The sequence below is a fragment of the Roseovarius sp. SCSIO 43702 genome, assembly GCF_019599045.1.
GTDB lineage: Bacteria > Pseudomonadota > Alphaproteobacteria > Rhodobacterales > Rhodobacteraceae > Roseovarius.
The window spans coordinates 3106525-3124699 of record NZ_CP080623.1 but is presented as its reverse complement, the minus strand read 5'-3'; the positions used below and the strand labels follow the sequence as shown (position 1 = coordinate 3124699).

Sequence of the window (18175 nt, the reverse complement as noted above, 5' to 3'; positions counted from 1 at the left end):
ACCGGGCCATCAGGTCTCCTTCCCCGTGAAGGAGGCGATATAGGCGAGTATTCCTTCCTTCCCGTCCTCGATATCGGCGCGCATCGCGGCGCGCGCGCGGGCAGGGTCGCGGGCTTCGCAGGCGGCGAGGATCGTCTCGTGCCGCTGAAGCGGGCTGATCTCGGCGCTGGCGTAATAGCCCGCGATGAGCGGACCCATCCGCAGCCAGAGACGGTGCAGGATGTCGAGCATCACGGGCATTCCCGCGATCTCGGCCAGGGCGAAGTGGAATTGCTGATTGAATTCGGCGGCGCTGTGCCAGCGGCGGGCGAGCATCGCCTCCTCGTTGCGCTGCACCAGGCGTCCGAGGCGGGCCGTGTCGCGCGCATCCGCGATCTCGGCGGCGCGTGCGGCGGCCAGCCCTTCGAGCTCGGTGCGAATCGTGGCGATCTCGAGATAATCCGCCGCCGTGGGCACCGGCACGCGCACGTCGCGCATCGAGCGCTGTTCCAGCGCGCGGTCCTGGAGCAGGCGTTGCACCGCGTCGCGCACGGGGGTCGAGCTTGTCCCGAGCGTGTCGGCAAGACCGCGGATCGTGACCTTGTGATTCGGACGCAGCCGGCCCGCGATCAACTCGGCGCTGATGCGGTCATAGATCGCCTGACCCATGGAATCGCGGCTGATTTCCTTCATCCGATGCGGTGTTTCCCCGTTGCGGCGCGGGCCTGTCCGAAGCCGGTTTTTGACGCATGATGCATCAAATCGGTTGAACCGGCAATGCGAAACTGCGAATGTCGCGCCACGCGGTCGAGGCGCCCCGCCCGACGCAGAGCCAGGGGGTGCGATGAAAGCCTTTTTCGATGAACGCCAATTGGGTCACGCGCCCGAGATCTATTTCCGCCGCGGCGCACCGATGCCGCACCAGGAGCAGCCGCAGCGCGCCATCATCCTGCGTGACATGCTGAAAAGCGAAGGGTTCGAGATCGTGCCCCCCGACGATGCGGGGGTCGCGCCGATCAAGGCGGTCCACAATCCCGACTATGTCGATTTCCTGCCCGATGCCCACGCGCGCTTCGTGGAGAGCGCGGGCAAGGACGCGCTTGCCATTCCGACGATGCATCCCGGCGTGCGGCGGGGCAAGGAGCCGCGGGACATTCACGGCCAGCTCGGCTGGTGGATGACGGATACCTCGACGCCGTTGACCGAGGGGAGCTGGGACGCGGCCTACTGGTCGGCGCAGAGCGCCGTCGCGGCGGCCGAGGACGTGATGGGCGGGGCGCGCGTGGCCTATGCGCTTTGTCGTCCGCCGGGACATCACGCGATGCGCGACTGTTCGAACGGGTTCTGCTTTTTCAACAACGCCTGCATCGCCGCGCATCACATGCGGTCGACATTCGGGCGCGTGGCGCTCATTGACGTGGATGTTCATACCGGCAACGGAAGCATGGATATCCTCTACGAGCGCGGCGACATCTTCTTCTGCTCGCTGCATCCCGATCCGGCGACCTATCCCACCTTCTTCCTGGGCCATGCCGACGAGACCGGCGCGGGCGAAGGGGAGGGCGCGACGCTCAACCTCATTCTCGAGCAGGGCGCGAGCGAGGCGGAGGTGCTTGAGGTTCTCGATCGGGGTCTGGCCGCGATCCGGGATTTCGGCGCCGAGGCGCTGGTCGTGTCGCTGGGGTTCGACATGGCGGCGGATGATCCGCTGGCCGCCGTCGCGGTTCATCCGAAGGGCTTTGCCGAGATGGCGCGGCGGCTTGCCGCGCTCGATCTTCCCACCGTGCTGGTGCAGGAGGGGGGCTATCTCGGCCCGTCTCTTGCCGACAATGCGCGGGCTTTCCTGACATCTTTCCGCGAGGCCACCACATGAAGGACCATCCCACCGAAATGAACGGCGCCGAGAGTGTGCTGCGCAGCCTGCATGACGGCGGCGTCGAGGTCTGTTTCGCCAATCCCGGCACGTCGGAGATGCAATTCGTCGACGCGCTGGACCGCACGCGGCTCATGCGCTGTGTGCTGGGCCTTTTCGAAGGGGTGGTGACGGGCGCGGCGGACGGTTATGCGCGGATGGCGGGCAAGCCCGCCGTCACGCTTCTGCACCTTGCGCCGGGCTTCGCCAATTCGGCGGCCAACCTGCACAACGCCAAGAAGGCGCGGTCGCCCGTCCTTAACCTCGTGGGCGATCACGCGCTGCGCCATCGCAAGTATGACGCGCCGCTCACCGCGGACGTGGAGGCGACGGTCGCGCCCTTCTCGAACTGGGTGCGCACCGGCTCGGACGCGGGCAGTTTCGCGCGTGACGCGATGGAGGGGCTGGCGGCGGCGAAGGGCCGGCCCGCGCAGGTCGCCACGCTGATCGCGCCCGCGGATATCGGCTGGGACGCGGGCGGGCAGATGGCCGCGGTGGTCGAGCCGGAGGGACCGAAGCCGCTCGACGACGACGCGCTGACCGCCGCCGTGCGCGCGCTTGAAAGTGGCGAGCCCACGGTCATCATCGCGGGAAACTCGGTGCTCGAGGACGAGGCCGCGTTGAAGCGTCTGCGCGGGATCGCCGAGAAGACGGGGGCGACGATGCTGGCGCCGACCTCGAACCGCCGGACGGAGCGGGGACAGGGCCGGGAGAAGATCGCGAAGATCCCGTATCCGATCGACAAGGCGCTCGAGACGCTGAAACCCTATCGCCGCGCGATCCTGATCGAGGCGATGCCGCCCGTGGCGTTCTTTGCCTATCCGGGGCGGCCGAGCCTGCTTTTGCCCGAGGCGTGCGAGACCGTGACGCTGGCGGGGCTCGACGGGGACGGGCCCGAGGCGATCGCGGCACTGGCGGACCGGGTCGGCGCACAGCCGTCCGAGCCACAGCCGCGCGAGATGCCCGGGCGGCCCGGTGGGGGGACGCTGACGCTCCCGGCAATGGCCGCGGCGCTTGCGCATGTGCTGCCGGAGAATGCCATCGTGGTGGACGAGGCCGTCTCGTCCGGGGCGGAGCTGAACGGCGCGGGCGACCTCGCGCGGCCGAATTCGTGGCTGTCGCTGACCGGAGGGTCGATCGGCATCGGCGTGCCGCTGGCCACCGGGGCCGCTATCGCCGCGCCGGACCGGCCCGTCGTGACGCTTCAGGCGGACGGATCGGCGATGTATTCGATCCAGGGTCTCTGGACACAGGCGCGCGAGCAGTCGAACGTCACCACGATCATCCTTGCCAACCGGGCCTACGAAATCCTCAAGGGCGAATTGCGTAACGTGGGCGCGCAGCCGGGGGAGGACGCGCTCAGCATGTTGAACCTTGACCGGCCAGAGCTTGACTTCGTGTCGCTGGCGAAAGGGATGGGCGTGCCGGGGCAGCGGGTCGAAACGGTCGAGGATTTCGTCCGTGCGCTGGAATCGGCGGTGAAGGAGCCGGGCCCCTTCCTCATCGAAGCCATGATCTGAAGGGGGCTGGCATGACACTCGACAAGGAGCTGCGCGACCGCATTCTGAAAGCCGTCGAGGACGGGTTTGACGAGCAGGTTGCCTTTACCCGGGACCTCGTGCGGATGCCGTCGCTCCGTGGGCGCGAGCACGCGGTGCAGGATTACCTTTTCACCGCGATGAAGGATCGCGGCCTGGCGATGGATCGCTTCGCCATGGACCGGGACGCGATCGAGCGGCATCCGGGGGGTTCGAAATTCTCGGACCAGCACTCGGAGGCGCCCATCGTGGTGGGCATCCATCGCCCTGCCGAGGAAAAGGGCCGGTCGCTCATCCTGCAATCGCATGTGGACGTGGTGCCCGAAGGCCTGCCGGAGATGTGGAGCGATCCGCCGTTTTCCGGGGCAATCAAGGGCGATTGGATGTACGGGCGCGGCGCGGGCGACATGAAGGCGGGCGCGGCGGCGAATATCTTCGCGTTCGACGCGCTGGCGCGGATCGGGTTGCGGCCGGCGGCGACGGTTTACGTGCAATCGGTGGTCGAGGAGGAATCGACCGGCAACGGCGCGCTTCAGACCTTCCTCGAAGGCTATACCGCCGACGCGGTTCTCATCCCCGAGCCGGAGGACGAGAAACTGGTGCGCGCCAATACCGGCGTGCTGTGGTTCCAGGTGAAACTGCGCGGCGTGCCCGTGCATGTGCGTGAGATGGGTGAAGGCGCCAATGCCATCGACGCGGCCTATCGCGTGGCGGGTGCGCTGCGCGAGATGGAGGCCCGGTGGAACGACGAGAAGGGTGAGCATCCGCATTTCGAGGAGGAGCCGCATCCCATCAACCTCAATATCGGCAAGATCGCCGGTGGCGACTGGGCGTCGTCCGTGCCGTCTTGGTGCACCATCGACGTGCGCGTGTCGATCTACCCCGGCCGGAGCGCCGAGGATGCCGCGCGCGAGATCGAAAGCTGCGTGGCCGATTTCGCCAAGACGGATGCGTTTCTGTCGAACAATCCGCCAGAGGTCGTGTTCAACGGGTTCTTCGCGGAGGGCTACGTGCTGGAGCCCGGATCGGAGGCCGAGGCGGTTCTGGGCCGGGCGCACGAGGCGGCGATAGGCGCGCCGCTCGAGAGTTTCGTGACGGCGGGGTATCTCGATACGCGGGTCTATGCGCTCTACAACAAGATCCCCGCGCTCTGCTACGGTCCGATCTCGCAGAATATCCATGGCATCGACGAGCGCGTGAACCTGCCGTCGGTCAAGCGGATCACGCAGGCGATGGCGCTTTTCATCGCCGAGTGGTGCGGCGTGGAAGACGCGAGGTGAGCCTTTCGAAGGAGGGCGGGCGCGATGTCGCGCCGGGGCCGGATCTTCTGAGCCATGATGCGCCGATGGTCGCACCGGAGCGCGCGGCGGCGTTGCTGCGCGCCCTTTACGGGGTCGATGGGACGCTGCATCCGCTGGGTGCCGAGAAGGATGCCAATTTCCGTGTCGAGCGGGCGGAGCGGCCGCCGCTTCTGCTGAAGATCACGAACGCGGCGGAGGCGCGCGGAGTGACGGAGATGCAGACGAATGCGCTTCTGCATCTCGAGCGGGTCGATCCCGGCCTGCCCGTGCCGCGCATCGTGCCGAGCCGGGGCGGCCGTGCGATCGAGGAAATCGAGGGCGCGGGCGGGCAGCTTCATGTGGTGCGGCTCATGAGTTTTCTCGAGGGGCGGATCATGGCCGACGCGGCACCGCGAGAGGCTGTGTTCAAGCGGCTGGGCGGGTTCCTGGCGCGGTTGAACCGAGCGCTTGCGGGGTTCAGCCACCCGGCGGCGGATCATCGGTTGCAATGGGACCTGCGGCAGGCCGGCACATTGCGACCGATGCTGGAGGCGGTGGCGGAGGATGGCCTACGCGGGCGGCTCATGACGCTTCTGGACCGTTTCGACCATGAGATCGCGCCGGCCCTGGGCGGGCTCCGGGCGCAGGTCGTGCATAACGATTTCAACCCGCACAATATTCTGCTGGACGGGACGGGGACGCGGCCCGTGGGCCTGATCGACTTTGGCGACATGGTTCGAACCTGTCTTGCCTGCGATCTGGCGGTGGCGCTTTCATACCAGCTTGGCGAGGGGCCGGAGCCGCTGAGGCGGGTCTGTGGGATGATCGAGGGGTTCGCCGCGCAGATGCCGCTCGAGCGGCGGGAGATCGAGCAGCTGCCCGATCTGATCCGCTTGCGCCATGCCACGACTCTCGTGATCGCGGGGTGGCGGGCGCGGAGGTATCCGGGCAACGCCGCCTATATCCTGCGCAATACGGGTGCGGCCCGACGTGGGCTCGGCGCGCTCGACCGGGTGGGCACGCAGGCCGCGATCGACGCATTCGCGCGCGCGGCAGAAGCAAGGGAGAACACGGGATGACGATGGTGAACGCCTTTGACGCGGGGAAGGGCGTGACGCTCGACCCCGAGGATGCCGCGCTCATCGAGCGCCGGGCGCGGGCGATGGGACCGGCCTATCGTCTCTTCTACGAGGAGCCGCTGCATATCGTGCGGGGCGAGGGCGTGTGGCTTTGGGACAGCGCGGGGCGCAGGTTTCTTGACGGATACAACAACGTCGCGTCGCTGGGGCATTGCCATCCGAAGGTGATCGAGGCCATCGCGCGGCAGGCGGGGATACTCAACACGCATACGCGCTATCTGCACGGTGACGTGGTCGCGTATGCCGAGCGGCTTCTGGCGACCATGCCCGACGGTCTGGGACACGTGATGTTCACCTGCACCGGATCGGAGGCCAACGACCTCGCGCTCAGGATCGCGCGGAGCCATACGGGGCGGGACGGCGTCATCGTGACGCGCAACGCCTATCATGGCGTGACGGAGGCGGTGGCGGAACTGTCGCCGTCGCTGGGGCCCCATGTGCCGCGCGGTGCGCGGGTCAGGGTCATCGACGCGCCCGATCCGGTCAATGTCCCGCCCGAGGAGCAGGGCGCGAAGATGGCCCGCGACCTGGCCCAGGCGATCTCGGGGATGCGCGCGGACGGGATCGAGCCGGCGGCGTTCCTCTGCGATACGCTCTTCTCGAGCGACGGGCTCTACCCCGACCCGGCGGGATTCCTGAGCCAGGCGGTCGAAGTGATCCGCGCCGAGGGCGGGCTTTTCATCGCCGACGAGGTGCAGGCGGGGTTCGCGCGGAGCGGAGAGGCGTGGTGGGGTGTCGCACGGCACGGGGTCGCGCCGGACATGATCACCATGGGCAAGCCCATGGGCAACGGGTTTCCCGTGGCGGGCGTCGCGTTGCGGCCCGAGGTGGTGGCCGAGTTCGGTGCGAAGGCGCGGTATTTCAACACCTTCGGCGGCAACCCGGTGGCGGTGGCGGCGGGCATGGCCGTCATGGATGTGATCGAGGGCGAGGGCCTTATGGACAATTCGCGGCGTATCGGCGGGATGCTGAAGGAGGCGATCGGCCGGATCTGCGAGGGCCGGGACGACACGGTCGCAGTACGAGGGGCGGGCCTTTACCTGGCGCTCGACTGCGTGGCGGGCGGAGCGCCCGATGCGGAGATGGCCGCGTTCGTCGTCAACCACATGCGCCGCAACGGCGTCCTCATCAGTGCGACGGGGCCGAAGGGGCATTGTCTCAAGATCAGGCCGCCGCTCGTGATGGGCGAGGACGAGGCGGAGCTTCTGGCCGGGGCGCTGGATGCGGCGCTTGGGGCCTGGCGGCGCTGAGGACGGCCGCGCCCGGTCATCGAAGCGCCATGTTCGGCCGGCGCGCCGCCGCTTTTGTGCCATGACGTGACCTGAATCCGGCGATAATGGCGGTGGCATATTCTTTCGATCCGAAGGACCGTCATGCCCGTTTTCACAGTCTATGCGCTTGGCGCGTCGCAGATCTCCGTTTCGGGCGGCGAGCAGCTTTCGGGGATCACGCAAGGCGATGGCTCGCACCTTGTCGGCGAGACGATCACGCTGAACTCGAACCTGTGGGAAGCGGTCAGCATCGATGACAATGACAGTGATTTCGACGACAACGATACCGGGCAGACGTTGAACGGCGCGCAGAGCTTCGACGGGGTATCCTACGCGTCGGGCCGGATCGTGGAGGCGGAATACGAGCTGACCCTGCGCGACCCGGACGGCAATACCTACACGGATCAAGGCTTCAACATCCGCGAGCCCGGCGGCGGCGCGTCCTACGCGACGGTCGAGGGGCTGAGTTTTACCGGCGGGGTCGGAGGCTTCCCGCCGACGGGAGTGCCTCTTACCGTCGTGAGCGCGCGCGAGGGACCGAGCGAGCCCTATGCGGACCTCGCGACGCCACCCTGTTTCGTGGCAGGCACCCTGATCGAGACGCCGCGGGGGCCCGTGGCGGTCGAGGCCCTGGCCGCGGGCGACATGGTGGTGACGGCCGATCACGGGGCGCAGCCGCTGCGCTGGGTCGGCTGCGCGCGCATTCCCGCGGCACTCATCGCGCGGGAGCCGGCCTTCCGGCCGGTGGTGATCCGACAGGACGCGCTGGGCGAGGGACGGCCGGCACAAGATCTGCACCTGTCGCAGCAGCATCGCGTCCTGATCGGCGACTGGCGGGCCGAGGTGATGTTCGGACATGCCGAGATCCTCGTCGCGGCGCGGAAGCTGGTGAACGACCGGACCATCCTGCTCGAGGCCGTGACGGGGGACGTGACCTATTATCATCTCCTGTTCGATCGCCACGAGATCGTCCTTTCGAACGGACTGCCGACCGAGAGCTACCTGCCCGACCCGGACGCGCCGCGCTCGAACCCGACGGAGCGGGAAGTCATGCGCCTTTTCCCGCAACTCGCGATACCCGGGCGGCTCATTTCGGCGGCGCGGCCCTGCATCGAGGATCGGCGGGTGCGGGTTCTCGCCGCCTGAGCGGATTTTCGGTCAGGGCGCGGAACATTCGGCAGGGCGCACCGGTTATCAGAGCGAATTGCATCTCGACCCTTGACGTCGGAGGACGCGAGCTACCATGTGATGCAATAGAGATTTGACATACCAATCAAAGGGGGCTCCCATGGCATTCGAACTTCCCGATCTTCCCTACGCTCACGACGCGCTGGCCGGCAAAGGCATGTCGGCCGAGACGCTGGAGTATCACCACGACATCCACCACAAGGCCTATGTCGACAATGGCAACAAGGCCATCAAGGGCACCGAGTGGGAGGGCAAGTCGCTCGAGGAGATCATCAAGGGCACCTATGACAAGAACGCGGTCGCCCAGAGCGGCATCTTCAACAACATCAGCCAGCTTTGGAACCACAACCAGTTCTGGGAGATGATGACGCCCAAGGACAGCAAGATGCCGGGCGAGCTTGAAAAGGCGATCACGGAGGCCTTCGGTTCGGTCGACAAGTTCAAGGACGAGTTCAAGTCCGCCGGCGGCGGCCAGTTCGGCAGCGGCTGGGCGTGGTTGGTGAAGGACAGTGATGGCAGCCTCAAGGTGACGAACACCGAGAACGGCGTGAACCCGGTATGTTTCGGGCAGACCGCGCTTCTGGGCTGCGACGTGTGGGAGCATTCCTACTACATCGACTTCCGCAACAAGCGCCCGGCCTATCTCGAGAACTTCCTCGACAATCTGGTCAACTGGGAGAATGTCGCCAGCCGCATGTAGGCGCATGTCCTGCGACATTCCGAGAGGGTGAGAGGGGCCCGGCCGAGCATTTTGGCCGGGCTTTTTTACATCATACGTCGATGATCGCCGCTCCTCTTCCTCGCCGGCTTTTGACCGGCGTTTCCGCGATTGGTAGTCTCGCCCAATCGGGAGCGGGAAAGAGATGAGCAAGATCGCAGGGACGGCCGGTGGACGGGCAATGGCGGCGCTGGGGGGCGTGGCCGTCGCGGTGGTCATCGCGGCCGGTCTCGTACTGAGCGGTGTGGTGCCGGATCTGCGGCCCGACGGCGGCGATCAGGAGGCGGCGGTGCCGTCGGTTCCGTCCGAGACCGCGATCCAGACAGACGAGAGCGGCGAGAGTGGCGAGGCCGCGCAAACGTCGGGGACCGACGCCGTGGCGACACCCGACATGCCCGCGCCACCTGAGATCAGCCTTTTCCGCCTGGAGCCCGACGGCAGCGCGCTTGTGGCCGGGCGTGCCACGGAGGGGTGGCGCACCACGATCATGCTCGATGGCGCCGAGCTTGCCGATGCGACGCTTGGCGCGGGGGGCGAGTTTGCCGAGTTCGTGACGCTTGCCCCGTCGGACACGCCGCGAATTCTTGCGCTGCGCATGAGCCGCGAGGGCGAGGAGAGCGAGATCCTGTCGCGCGAGGAGGTGATCGTCGCGCCGACCCCGCCCGAGATCGAGCCGGTGGCATCGGAGGAAGAGGCGCCGCCGCGCGATCGGGCCGAGCCGGGCGCGCATGACATCGCGGGCGAAGAGAGCGAAGCCGCCGAGGTGCAAGCGGCCGAGGTCGGAACCGGGACGGTGGAAGACGAGGCGGAGGGGGAGGCCGAGCTCGTGACCGACGCCACGAAGCGCGCCGGGCAGACGGTTCTGATGGCCGACGAGGACGGTGTGGAGGTTCTTCAGCCGGCGGGCGCGCCGCAGGTCCTGAGCCAGGTGGCACTCGACGCGATCACCTATGACGCGCAAGGCGAGGTTCAGTTGGCCGGACGGGGGCAAGGCGGCGCCTTCGTGCGCGTCTATCTCGACAACACGCCGATCACCACGTCGCGCATCGCGGCGGATGGACGCTGGCGCTCGGACCTGCCCGAGGTCGATACGGGCGTCTATACCCTGCGGATCGACGAGGTGACGGACGAAGGGCGCGTGACCTCCCGCGTGGAGACGCCGTTCAAACGCGAGGACGAGGCGGTGATCGCCGAGGCCGAAGCCCGCGCCGAGGCCGCCGGAGTTGAGCCGGGCGGAACCCGCGTCGACGTCGTGACCGTGCAACCGGGATCGACGCTCTGGGCGATTTCGCGGGACCGCTATGGCGAGGGCATTCTTTACGTGCGCGTCTTCGAGGCCAATCGCGACCGCATCCGCGACCCCGACCTGATCTATCCCGGCCAGGTGTTCAGCCTGCCCGAATGAGGTGATCCTGACGGGGAACGCCCGGCGCTCTGGCCAAGCGGGGCGGAGCGGACTATCTCGGGGGTTTGACGCCCCGAGGAAGCGACACCGATGAGCCAGACCGAAGCGCCCGAGCCCGAATTGCCCGCCGGAGGATGGCGCGTGATCCGGCGTGTCGCCCCCTATCTCTGGCCGGAGGGGGAGCCGGGGATCAAGGCGCGCGTGATCTTCGCGCTGATCACGCTGGTCGTCGCCAAGCTCATCGCGGTGGCGACGCCGTTCTTCTACAAGGCCGCCGTCGACAGCCTTTCGGGCGAGGGGCAGAGCGCCGCGTGGATGCTGGGAGCGGGGGCCGTGGGCCTGACCGTGGCCTACGGGGTGGCGCGGCTGATGAACGTGGGTTTCCAGCAGTTGCGCGACGCGGTATTCGCCAAGGTCGCGCAACGGGCGCTTCGCAAGCTTGCGCTTCGGACCTTTACCCATATCCACGCCATGTCGATGCGCTATCACATCACGCGCAAGACGGGCGGTCTCAGCCGGATCATCGAACGGGGCGTGAAGGGGGTCGAGTTCCTGCTCCGCTTCCTGCTTTTCTCGGTCGGGCCGCTCATCCTGGAACTGCTGATGATCAGCGTGGTGCTTTGGCTGGCCTTCGACGTCTGGTACCTGGTCGTCGTGGCGGTGGTCATCGCGGCCTACGTGGCGTTCACGTTCAAGGTGACGGAATGGCGCGTGCGGTTGCGGCGCGAAATGAACGACCAGGACACCGACGCCAACCAGAAGGCGATCGACAGCCTGCTCAACTATGAGACGGTGAAGTATTTCGGTGCCGAGGGCTGGGAGGCCGAACGGTACGATCGCGCGATGGCGGGCTATCAGCGAGCGGCGCTCCAGACGGCCTATTCCCTCTCCTTCCTGAATTTCGGGCAATCCGTCCTCATCACGTCGGGCCTGGTGGCGGTCATGGTGATGGCGGCGCTGGGCGTGCAGGCGGGCGATCTGACGGTGGGTGATTTCGTCATGGTCAACGCCTACATGGTCCAGATCACCATGCCGCTCAATTTCCTCGGCACCGTCTATCGCGAGATACGCCAGAGCCTCGTCGACATGGGCGAGATGTTCGGCCTGCTGGATCAGCCGCCTGACGTGACCGACCGCCGGGATGCCCGGCCGCTCGAGGTGCGCGACGGGGTCGTGCGGTTCGAGGACGTGCACTTCGGGTATGATCCGGAGCGCGAGATCCTCAAGGGCGTGAGCTTCGAGGTCGGTGCCGGTCAGACCGTGGCGATCGTGGGGCCGTCGGGATCGGGCAAGTCGACCATCGGGCGGCTTCTGTTCCGGTTCTATGACGTGCAATCGGGCGCGATCCGGATCGACGGGCAGGATCTGCGCGAGGTGACGCAGGAGAGCGTGCACGAGGCCGTGGGCGTGGTGCCACAGGACACGGTCCTTTTCAACGACACGATAGGTTACAACATCGGGTACGGCCGCGTGGGCGCCAGCGACGAGGAGATCGTGGCGGCGGCGAAGGATGCGCAGATCCACGATTTCATCCTCGGCCTTCCCGAAGGCTATGACACGCAGGTCGGCGAACGCGGTCTGAAGCTCTCGGGCGGGGAGAAGCAGCGGGTTGGGATCGCGCGGACCCTGCTCAAGGATCCGCCGATCCTGCTTCTGGACGAGGCGACGAGCGCGCTTGACAGCGAAACGGAGCGTGACATCCAGGACGCGCTGAGACGCGCGACCGAGGGACGCACGGCAATCACCATCGCGCATCGCCTGTCGACCATCGCCGATGCGGACCGGATCATCGTGCTGGAGGAGGGGCGCATCGTCGAGGACGGCACGCATGCCCAGCTTCTCGCGCGCGGTGGGCCATACGCCGCGCTCTGGCGGACGCAGGCGGCGGAGCGCGCGGCGTGAGCCGCAAGGATTACCCCGAAACGCCCGACGGACGCTATTTCGTGGCGCGGGGACGGCTGTGGCGCAGGACCGATCCGCGCCTTGACGACAGCGAGCGCCGGGCCGCGGTGAAGGCCTTGATGCAGGCGCGGCGCGCGGTGGGGCAGGCGACGACTGCGACCGAGGAGCGCGAGGCGCGCGCCCGCGTGGACGAGGCGAAACGGAGGCTGGGCGAGCGCGGTCCGGTCTGGTGGAAGGACGGCGCGCCCGACGAGGGCGGGAAACACCCGAAGAACAGCAGCTATGCCGCGTGTTGGGAGGCGCTCGATCCGGAGGCGCGCGCGCGGGGTGAGGCCGGGAACCGGTGAGCGGGAAGATCGCACGGCGCAAACGAAAACGACCCGCGAGAGAGGCGCGGGCCGTTGGATCCGGTCTGGAGGGTCCGGTAACTTCAACGTCTTGTTGGTTGATACCTGAATACGCCAGCGCGCGGCGTTCGCCAAGCATTTGTCGAATTTAGGCCAGATTTGGCAGGAATCAGGAAACAAGACACGCCCGGCAGAACGCATTGTTTCGAAAGCCGGAGGCAATCGCGCGCAGGCGGGCCACAAAGCTGCCACATTTGCGACCGAATCGCGCGCGTGGTTCCGACTTATTCCGCGGCGCGGAGCGGTTTTCCGGCAGGCTCGGTGCGGGCCGTGTCCCGGCCGGGTGCCTCGATGTCCCAGATAACCTCGGTCAGCGTGGCGCGACGGGCGGTGCGCGACAAGGCGAGATCCCGCGCGGCGCGGCTGCTGCGGCCCATCGAGAGCGCGGCCAAGAGGTGCGAGAACCACATCAGGTAGGTCGTCGTCCAGGCCCTCAGCGCCAGCATGGAGGGCGTGAAGATGAGCGTGAGCATGGTCGCGATCCCGAGCCCGAACACGACCGCCGTGGCAAGTTGCTTCCACCAGAGCGAGGTGGGCGAATTGAACGTGTAGCCGCCGCCGATGAAGTCGAGGCTGAGGCCGAACATCATGGGCGCGAGACCCGCCATCGTGGTCACGGTGGTCAGGAGGACGGGGCGGATACGGTCCTGCGCCGTGCGGGTGATGGCCTCGGTCCGGGGCATGTAGCGCGCGTAATCCTGGTAGGTGTCGATCAGCACGATGTTGTTGTTCACCACGATCCCGGCCAGGGCCACGATCCCCGTGCCGGTCATGATGATGGAGAAGGGCTGGTTCATGACCATCATGCCGATCAGAACGCCCGTGGTCGAAAGCACGACCGCCAGAAGCACCAGCACGGAGTTGAAGATCGAGTTGAACTGCGCAAGCAGGATGATGAACATGAGGCCGAGCGCGCCCATGAACGCCTTTTGGAGGAAGGCGCCGGATTCAGCCTGATCCTCCTGATCGCCGGTCCACTCGTAGGAGATGCCGGGCGGAAGCACGCCCGACTCGAGCCACTCGGTCAGGTGTTCGATCCGTTCGTTGGGGTTGATTGGCACGGTGGCCTCGTTGCCCTTGGCGTCGATCGCGGTTCGGGTCAGCCCGTCGGTCACGCCGGCCTTGACGTCGAAATAGCGGGTCTGATCGACGCGGTCGATCTGGGCGAGGCCGGCGACGGGCTTGCGGGTGATGAAATTCGACAGGGGAATGAGCCCGTCGGCGGTGCGCACCTTGAGCGTGTCGAGCGTCGAGAGCACGCGATCCTTCTCGGGGAGGCGGACGCGGATGTCGATTTCCTCGTCGCTGGTGTCGACCCGCATCGTGTCGAGCAGGATGCCGCGCGTGACGAGCTGCACCATCGCGCCCACGGTCGCCACGTCGGCGCCGAAGCGGCCGGCCTTCTCGACATCGACGTCGATCTGCCAGTCGATGGCCGGGAGGGGCAGCGTATCCTCGACGAGGGTGAGACCGCGGGTCTCGTCGAACCTGGCGCGCGCCATTTCGGTCGCGGCGACGAGCGCGTTCCAGTCGTCGCCCTTGAGACGCAGGTGGACGGGCTTGGCCGAGGCCGGACCGCGCTCGAGCGCGAGGATCTCGATGCGGATGCCGGGAAGGCGCGACAGCTCGGCCGTCAGTTCGGCGATGGTTCGGTCGCCATCGGTTTCCGGCGCCGAGATCTCGCGCGTGACGTCGATGTCGAGGAGCGGAATGGTGAACCACGTCTCGCGCGTGGTCGGCCGATCCTCCCAGGGCAGAAGCTCGAGCTGGACCTGCCCGATGGTGTCGCGTGGCGGCTGCGCGCCGCCAGTGTTGTTGTCGAGCCCGCCGTCGCCCGCGAAGGCGAAGGCGCTTTTCACGTTGGGGTGCTGGATGACGATGTCCTCGACCTGCGCGACGAGGTCGTCCTTCTGCTCGAGCGAGAGATTGCCCCGCGCGCGGACATAGACGATGGCGTTCTCGGGTTCGGATTCCACGAAGAACTCGACCCCGCGATTGTTGCCCATGTAGAAGATGAGCGTCGTGCCGACGATCACGAAGACGGCCGCGAAGGCCACGAGCGGCCCCACGGGATTGCCGGCGATGAGGTGGATGAAGCGCCCGAAGGGAGTGCGTTGCGGTCCGGTGGTCACGCGGTCGGGGCGCGGCGGGAAAAGCCACTGGCGAAGCCGTGCCAGTGCCCGGCGAAGGCGGGTGAAGACGGCGCCGAGCCCCAGCAGCAGCGCAAGGGCCCCGCCGAGACCCATCGCGGCGAAGACGAGGACAGCGAGGAGCGTGACGAACGCACCGAGCAGCGTGGGAATGACCGAGACCAGGATGGCGCTCATCTCCATCGAAGTGAAGAGCGATGCGACAAGCGCCATGAGCGCCGGAACCGCGCGGGCCGAAACCGCCACCGCCACGGCCGCGAGCGGGAAGAGGAGCAGGTGCCAGAGCCAGTAGCCCGACGCGATCACCTCGGTGCGCTCGCTCAACCAGCGTTCGAGCCGACCGGTCACGCCGCCGACCACCGGAAGATAGACGAGCGCCACGAGAAGCGAGGCCGACAGCACGAAGATGAGCGTGACGGGCAGCATCCCCATGAACTCGCCCGGCACGCCGGGCCAGAAGAGCATCGGCAGGAAGGCGCAGAGCGTGGTCGCTGTGGAACTGACCACCGGCCAGAACATGCGCTTGGCGGCCTCGACATAGGCGTGCATGGGGCCCGAGCCTTCGGAAATGCGTTTGTCGGCGTATTCGACAACGACGATGGCCCCGTCCACCAGCATCCCCACCGCGAGGATGAGGCCGAACATCACCATGTTCGAAACCGTGACCCCCATCACCGCCAGAAGCGCGAAGCAGAGCAGGAAGGAGGTCGGGATCGCGAAGCCCACGAGCAGGGAAGGGCGGATGCCGAGCGCGGCCAGCATGACGATCATCACGAGCGCGATGGCGGTGAGGACCGATCCTTCGAGCTGTTTCACCATGGATTCCACGGTGCGCGACTGATCCCCCGAGGTGCCGACCGAGACGGTCGCCCGCATCTGCTCGGGCCAGGCCGCGCGCGCCTCTTCGACCGTTTCGCGCACCAGCGCAGCGGTGTCGATGATGTTGAAACCCTTGCGCTTCACGACCTGGAGCGCGACCGTGTCGGAGCCGTTGAAGCGCGCGGTGCCTGTCCGATCTTCGAAAGTCAGGTTGATCCGTGCGAGATCGCCCAACGTCACCACGCGGTCGCCGTTGGTCTTGACCGGCAGGTCGTAGATGTCGCGGGTCTCGTCGAAGGAGGAGGGGATCTTGACCGCGAAGGCGCCGGTATCGCTTTCGATCTCGCCCGCCGCGATGAGCTGATTGTTGTTCTGCACAACGCTTATCAGCTCGCCTGCGGTGACGTTGTAGGCCTCGAGGCGCAGGGGGTCGATCACGACCTCGACCATCTCGTCGCGATTGCCGGCGATTCCGGCCTCGAGAACCGGCTCCAGCGCCTCGAGCCGGTCCTGAAGATCCCTCGCGATGCGCGCCATGGTGCGTTCCGGCACGGCGCCGGAGAGATTGACGACGAGGATCGGGAATTCCGAGAAATTGATCTCGTTGATCGAGTATTTCTCGTAGCCATCGGGGAATTTCGACTCCGCCGTGCTCATCGCGTCGCGGACATCGGCCATGATACGGGTCTTGTCCCAGCCGAACTCGAATTCGAGCGCGACGCCGGCATAGCCTTCGGCGGCGGTGCCCGACATTTCCTTGAGGCCGTCGAGATCGGACAGCTCGGTTTCCATGACCTTGACGAGCAGGGTCTCGCTGTCCTCGGCGGAAATGCCGGGGAAGGGGACCGAGACGAAAAGCGCCGGGATCTCGATGTCGGGCTCGCCCTCCTTGGGAAGGCTCACATAGGCCAGCGTGCCCGCGATCACCGAAAGCACGATGAAGGCCAGCACCATGCGGGCGCGAGCCGCGGCCCAATCGACGATGCCGGTCATTCGGCCGCCTCCGCGAAGGCGGCCTGAACGCGCACGCCGTCGGTCACGTATTCCTGTCCGACGACGATCACGTTCGCCGTGTCGGGCAGACCGGCCAGCCACACGCCTTCAGGCGTATCGCGCAGAAGCGTGACGGGGATGAACCGGGCCTCCTCGGCCTCGGTCACGACGCGCACGCCGAGATCGCCCTCGTCATCGAGGGTCAGCACGGATTGCGGGAGGAGATGGGCCATCTGCCCCTCGGCCTCGATGATGATCTCGGCGGTCTGGCCGTCGCGGATGGCGAGATCGGGATTCGGCACCTCGATCTCGACGCGGAAGGTGCGGGTCGTGCTGTCGGCGGCGCGCGACAGGAAGGTGACGGTGCCCTCGGTCCGCTGACCCGAGGCCAGCCGCGCCCCGGCGCGGGCGCCGAGTTCGACACGCGCGACGGCGGTTTCCGGGACGAAGCCGACCAGGATGATCGGGTCGAGCTGTATCACCGTGGCGCAGAGCGCCCCGGGTTGCAGAAGCGCGCCCAATTCGGCGGTGTCGGATTCGAGAAGGCCTGCGAAGGGCGCCGTCATGGTCAGACGTTCCACTTCCCTGTCGGCGGCGGCAACGGCGGCGCGGGCGCTTTCGACGCCGGACTTGGCGGCCTCGATCCCCGCGGCCGCGCCTTCGACCCCTGCGCGCGCGGTCTCCAGCCCGGCCTCGGCGCTGACCAGCGCCGCCTCGGCGCCGCGCACCGCGGCCTCGGTGGCGGCGACGCGGGTTTCGGAGGCGAACCCGTCCTCGCTGAGCTTCTGGGCGGCGTTCTGGTTGATGCGGGCCTCGTTGAGGCGGGACTTGGCCTCTTCCACGCGGGCCATGGCTTCGGATACGCGGGCCTTGGCTTCGGGTACCTTGGCGCGGGCCTCGGGAAGGCGGGACAGCGCCTCGGCCAGCCGCGCGCGGGCCTCGGCCTGGCTTGCCGCGCGGGTGCCGGGGTCGAGACGGCAAAGCTCTTGCCCGGCTTCGACGAACGTCCCCTTGCGCAGCGGCTCGGAGATGACCTGTCCGGAGGTTTCGGCGCGCACCTCGACCTGGCGGTCGGCCTCGGTCTGGCCGCGCAGGATGACCGCGCTGTCGATCTCGCGCGCGGTGGATCGCTGAACCACGACACCGGGGAGGGAGGGTGAGCCGTCCTCCGGCGCGTCGGCGTTCACCTCGGGCGCGTCCGAGACCGCGGCGGTCGCATCGTCCTCGTCCGCCGCGCCCCCGGTGAGCAGGTCGCGTTCGAGCACGAAGACGTAGATGAGCGCCGAAACCGCGATGGCGGCCAGGATGGGAAAGAGACGCATTACAAGACCTTTGCGTGTTCGAGCTACCAAGCCTGCGAACCACCGCATCATGGCGCCGCGCGACACATACACTCAATACGCTGAACTATCCAGTTCAGATTAAACTTTTCGCCGATCCGTTTCAAGCGGCGGCGGGGTGCCGCCCTTCGCGG

At 67.2% G+C, this 18175-nt stretch carries 13 protein-coding genes; 10 read left to right on the top strand and 3 right to left on the bottom strand.

Features of this window, described 5'->3' with window-relative positions:
* Window positions 1–9: 9 nt before the first annotated feature.
* The gene (locus tag K1T73_RS15405; protein ID WP_220601549.1) at window positions 10–672 is read right to left on the bottom strand and encodes a GntR family transcriptional regulator; all 663 of its coding nucleotides are present in this window, start codon (window positions 670–672) and stop codon (window positions 10–12) included.
* Window positions 673–823: 151 nt separating this feature from the next.
* Here K1T73_RS15405 and K1T73_RS15400 point away from each other — a divergent pair, with 151 nt between their 5' ends.
* The 10 genes from K1T73_RS15400 to K1T73_RS15355 all read left to right on the top strand — a co-directional run bounded on the left by K1T73_RS15400 (window position 824) and on the right by K1T73_RS15355 (window position 12679).
* A complete protein-coding gene (locus K1T73_RS15400) occupies window positions 824–1852 on the top strand; it encodes a histone deacetylase family protein (protein ID WP_220601548.1) in 1029 nt (342 codons plus the stop codon).
* Entirely contained in the window at window positions 1849–3411 is a 1563-nt protein-coding gene (locus tag K1T73_RS15395) for an acetolactate synthase large subunit (protein ID WP_259400298.1), read from the top strand. The genes K1T73_RS15400 and K1T73_RS15395 overlap by 4 nt, the downstream gene beginning before the upstream one ends.
* 11 nt (window positions 3412–3422) lie before the next feature.
* On the top strand, window positions 3423–4709 hold the full coding sequence (locus tag K1T73_RS15390) for an ArgE/DapE family deacylase (RefSeq protein ID WP_220601547.1): 1287 nt from the start codon (window positions 3423–3425) through the stop codon (window positions 4707–4709).
* A complete protein-coding gene (locus K1T73_RS15385) occupies window positions 4706–5788 on the top strand; it encodes a phosphotransferase (protein WP_259400297.1) in 1083 nt (360 codons plus the stop codon). Before K1T73_RS15390 ends, K1T73_RS15385 begins: the two co-directional genes overlap by 4 nt.
* Window positions 5785–7098 carry an aspartate aminotransferase family protein gene (locus K1T73_RS15380; protein WP_220601546.1) on the top strand — a complete coding sequence of 438 codons (1314 nt, stop codon included), beginning with the start codon at window positions 5785–5787 and terminating at the stop codon, window positions 7096–7098. The genes K1T73_RS15385 and K1T73_RS15380 overlap by 4 nt, the downstream gene beginning before the upstream one ends.
* 123 nt (window positions 7099–7221) lie before the next feature.
* Window positions 7222–8265 (top strand): Hint domain-containing protein, encoded by a 1044-nt coding sequence (locus K1T73_RS15375; RefSeq protein WP_220601545.1) that lies wholly within the window; start codon window positions 7222–7224, stop codon window positions 8263–8265.
* Window positions 8266–8407: 142 nt separating this feature from the next.
* Window positions 8408–9007: a superoxide dismutase gene (locus K1T73_RS15370; RefSeq protein ID WP_220601544.1), complete on the top strand. Its 600-nt coding sequence runs from the start codon at window positions 8408–8410 to the stop codon at window positions 9005–9007.
* 163 nt (window positions 9008–9170) lie between these two features.
* The gene (locus K1T73_RS15365; protein ID WP_220601543.1) at window positions 9171–10430 is read left to right on the top strand and encodes a LysM peptidoglycan-binding domain-containing protein; all 1260 of its coding nucleotides are present in this window, start codon (window positions 9171–9173) and stop codon (window positions 10428–10430) included.
* Window positions 10431–10520: 90 nt separating this feature from the next.
* Window positions 10521–12332: an ABC transporter ATP-binding protein/permease gene (locus tag K1T73_RS15360; RefSeq protein WP_220601542.1), complete on the top strand. Its 1812-nt coding sequence runs from the start codon at window positions 10521–10523 to the stop codon at window positions 12330–12332.
* On the top strand, window positions 12329–12679 hold the full coding sequence (locus K1T73_RS15355; RefSeq protein ID WP_220601541.1) for a hypothetical protein: 351 nt from the start codon (window positions 12329–12331) through the stop codon (window positions 12677–12679). Before K1T73_RS15360 ends, K1T73_RS15355 begins: the two co-directional genes overlap by 4 nt.
* Before the next feature lie 284 nt (window positions 12680–12963).
* On the opposite strand, the gene K1T73_RS15350 is transcribed toward K1T73_RS15355, so the two are convergent.
* Window positions 12964–16701, bottom strand: a complete 3738-nt coding sequence (locus tag K1T73_RS15350; RefSeq protein WP_220601540.1) for an efflux RND transporter permease subunit — start codon at window positions 16699–16701, stop codon at window positions 12964–12966.
* Window positions 16698–18023, bottom strand: coding sequence for an efflux RND transporter periplasmic adaptor subunit (locus K1T73_RS15345; RefSeq protein ID WP_220601539.1), 1326 nt, complete (start codon window positions 18021–18023; stop codon window positions 16698–16700). The genes K1T73_RS15350 and K1T73_RS15345 overlap by 4 nt, the downstream gene beginning before the upstream one ends.
* Between the last annotated feature and the right edge of the window lie 152 nt (window positions 18024–18175).

Excerpts from the sequence above, each read along its gene's own strand:
- K1T73_RS15390 (WP_220601547.1), top strand. The coding sequence starts at position 3,423 with ATGACACTCGACAAGGAGCTGCGCGACCGCATTCTGAAAGCCGTCGAG.
- K1T73_RS15375 (WP_220601545.1), top strand. The coding sequence starts at position 7,222 with ATGCCCGTTTTCACAGTCTATGCGCTTGGCGCGTCGCAGATCTCCGTT.
- K1T73_RS15370 (WP_220601544.1), top strand. The coding sequence starts at position 8,408 with ATGGCATTCGAACTTCCCGATCTTCCCTACGCTCACGACGCGCTGGCC.
- K1T73_RS15365 (WP_220601543.1), top strand. The coding sequence starts at position 9,171 with ATGAGCAAGATCGCAGGGACGGCCGGTGGACGGGCAATGGCGGCGCTG.
- K1T73_RS15360 (WP_220601542.1), top strand. The coding sequence starts at position 10,521 with ATGAGCCAGACCGAAGCGCCCGAGCCCGAATTGCCCGCCGGAGGATGG.
- K1T73_RS15405 (WP_220601549.1), bottom strand. The coding sequence starts at position 672 with ATGAAGGAAATCAGCCGCGATTCCATGGGTCAGGCGATCTATGACCGC.
- K1T73_RS15380 (WP_220601546.1), top strand. The coding sequence starts at position 5,785 with ATGACGATGGTGAACGCCTTTGACGCGGGGAAGGGCGTGACGCTCGAC.
- K1T73_RS15400 (WP_220601548.1), top strand. The coding sequence starts at position 824 with ATGAAAGCCTTTTTCGATGAACGCCAATTGGGTCACGCGCCCGAGATC.
- K1T73_RS15395 (WP_259400298.1), top strand. The coding sequence starts at position 1,849 with ATGAAGGACCATCCCACCGAAATGAACGGCGCCGAGAGTGTGCTGCGC.
- K1T73_RS15350 (WP_220601540.1), bottom strand. The coding sequence starts at position 16,701 with ATGACCGGCATCGTCGATTGGGCCGCGGCTCGCGCCCGCATGGTGCTG.
- K1T73_RS15345 (WP_220601539.1), bottom strand. The coding sequence starts at position 18,023 with ATGCGTCTCTTTCCCATCCTGGCCGCCATCGCGGTTTCGGCGCTCATC.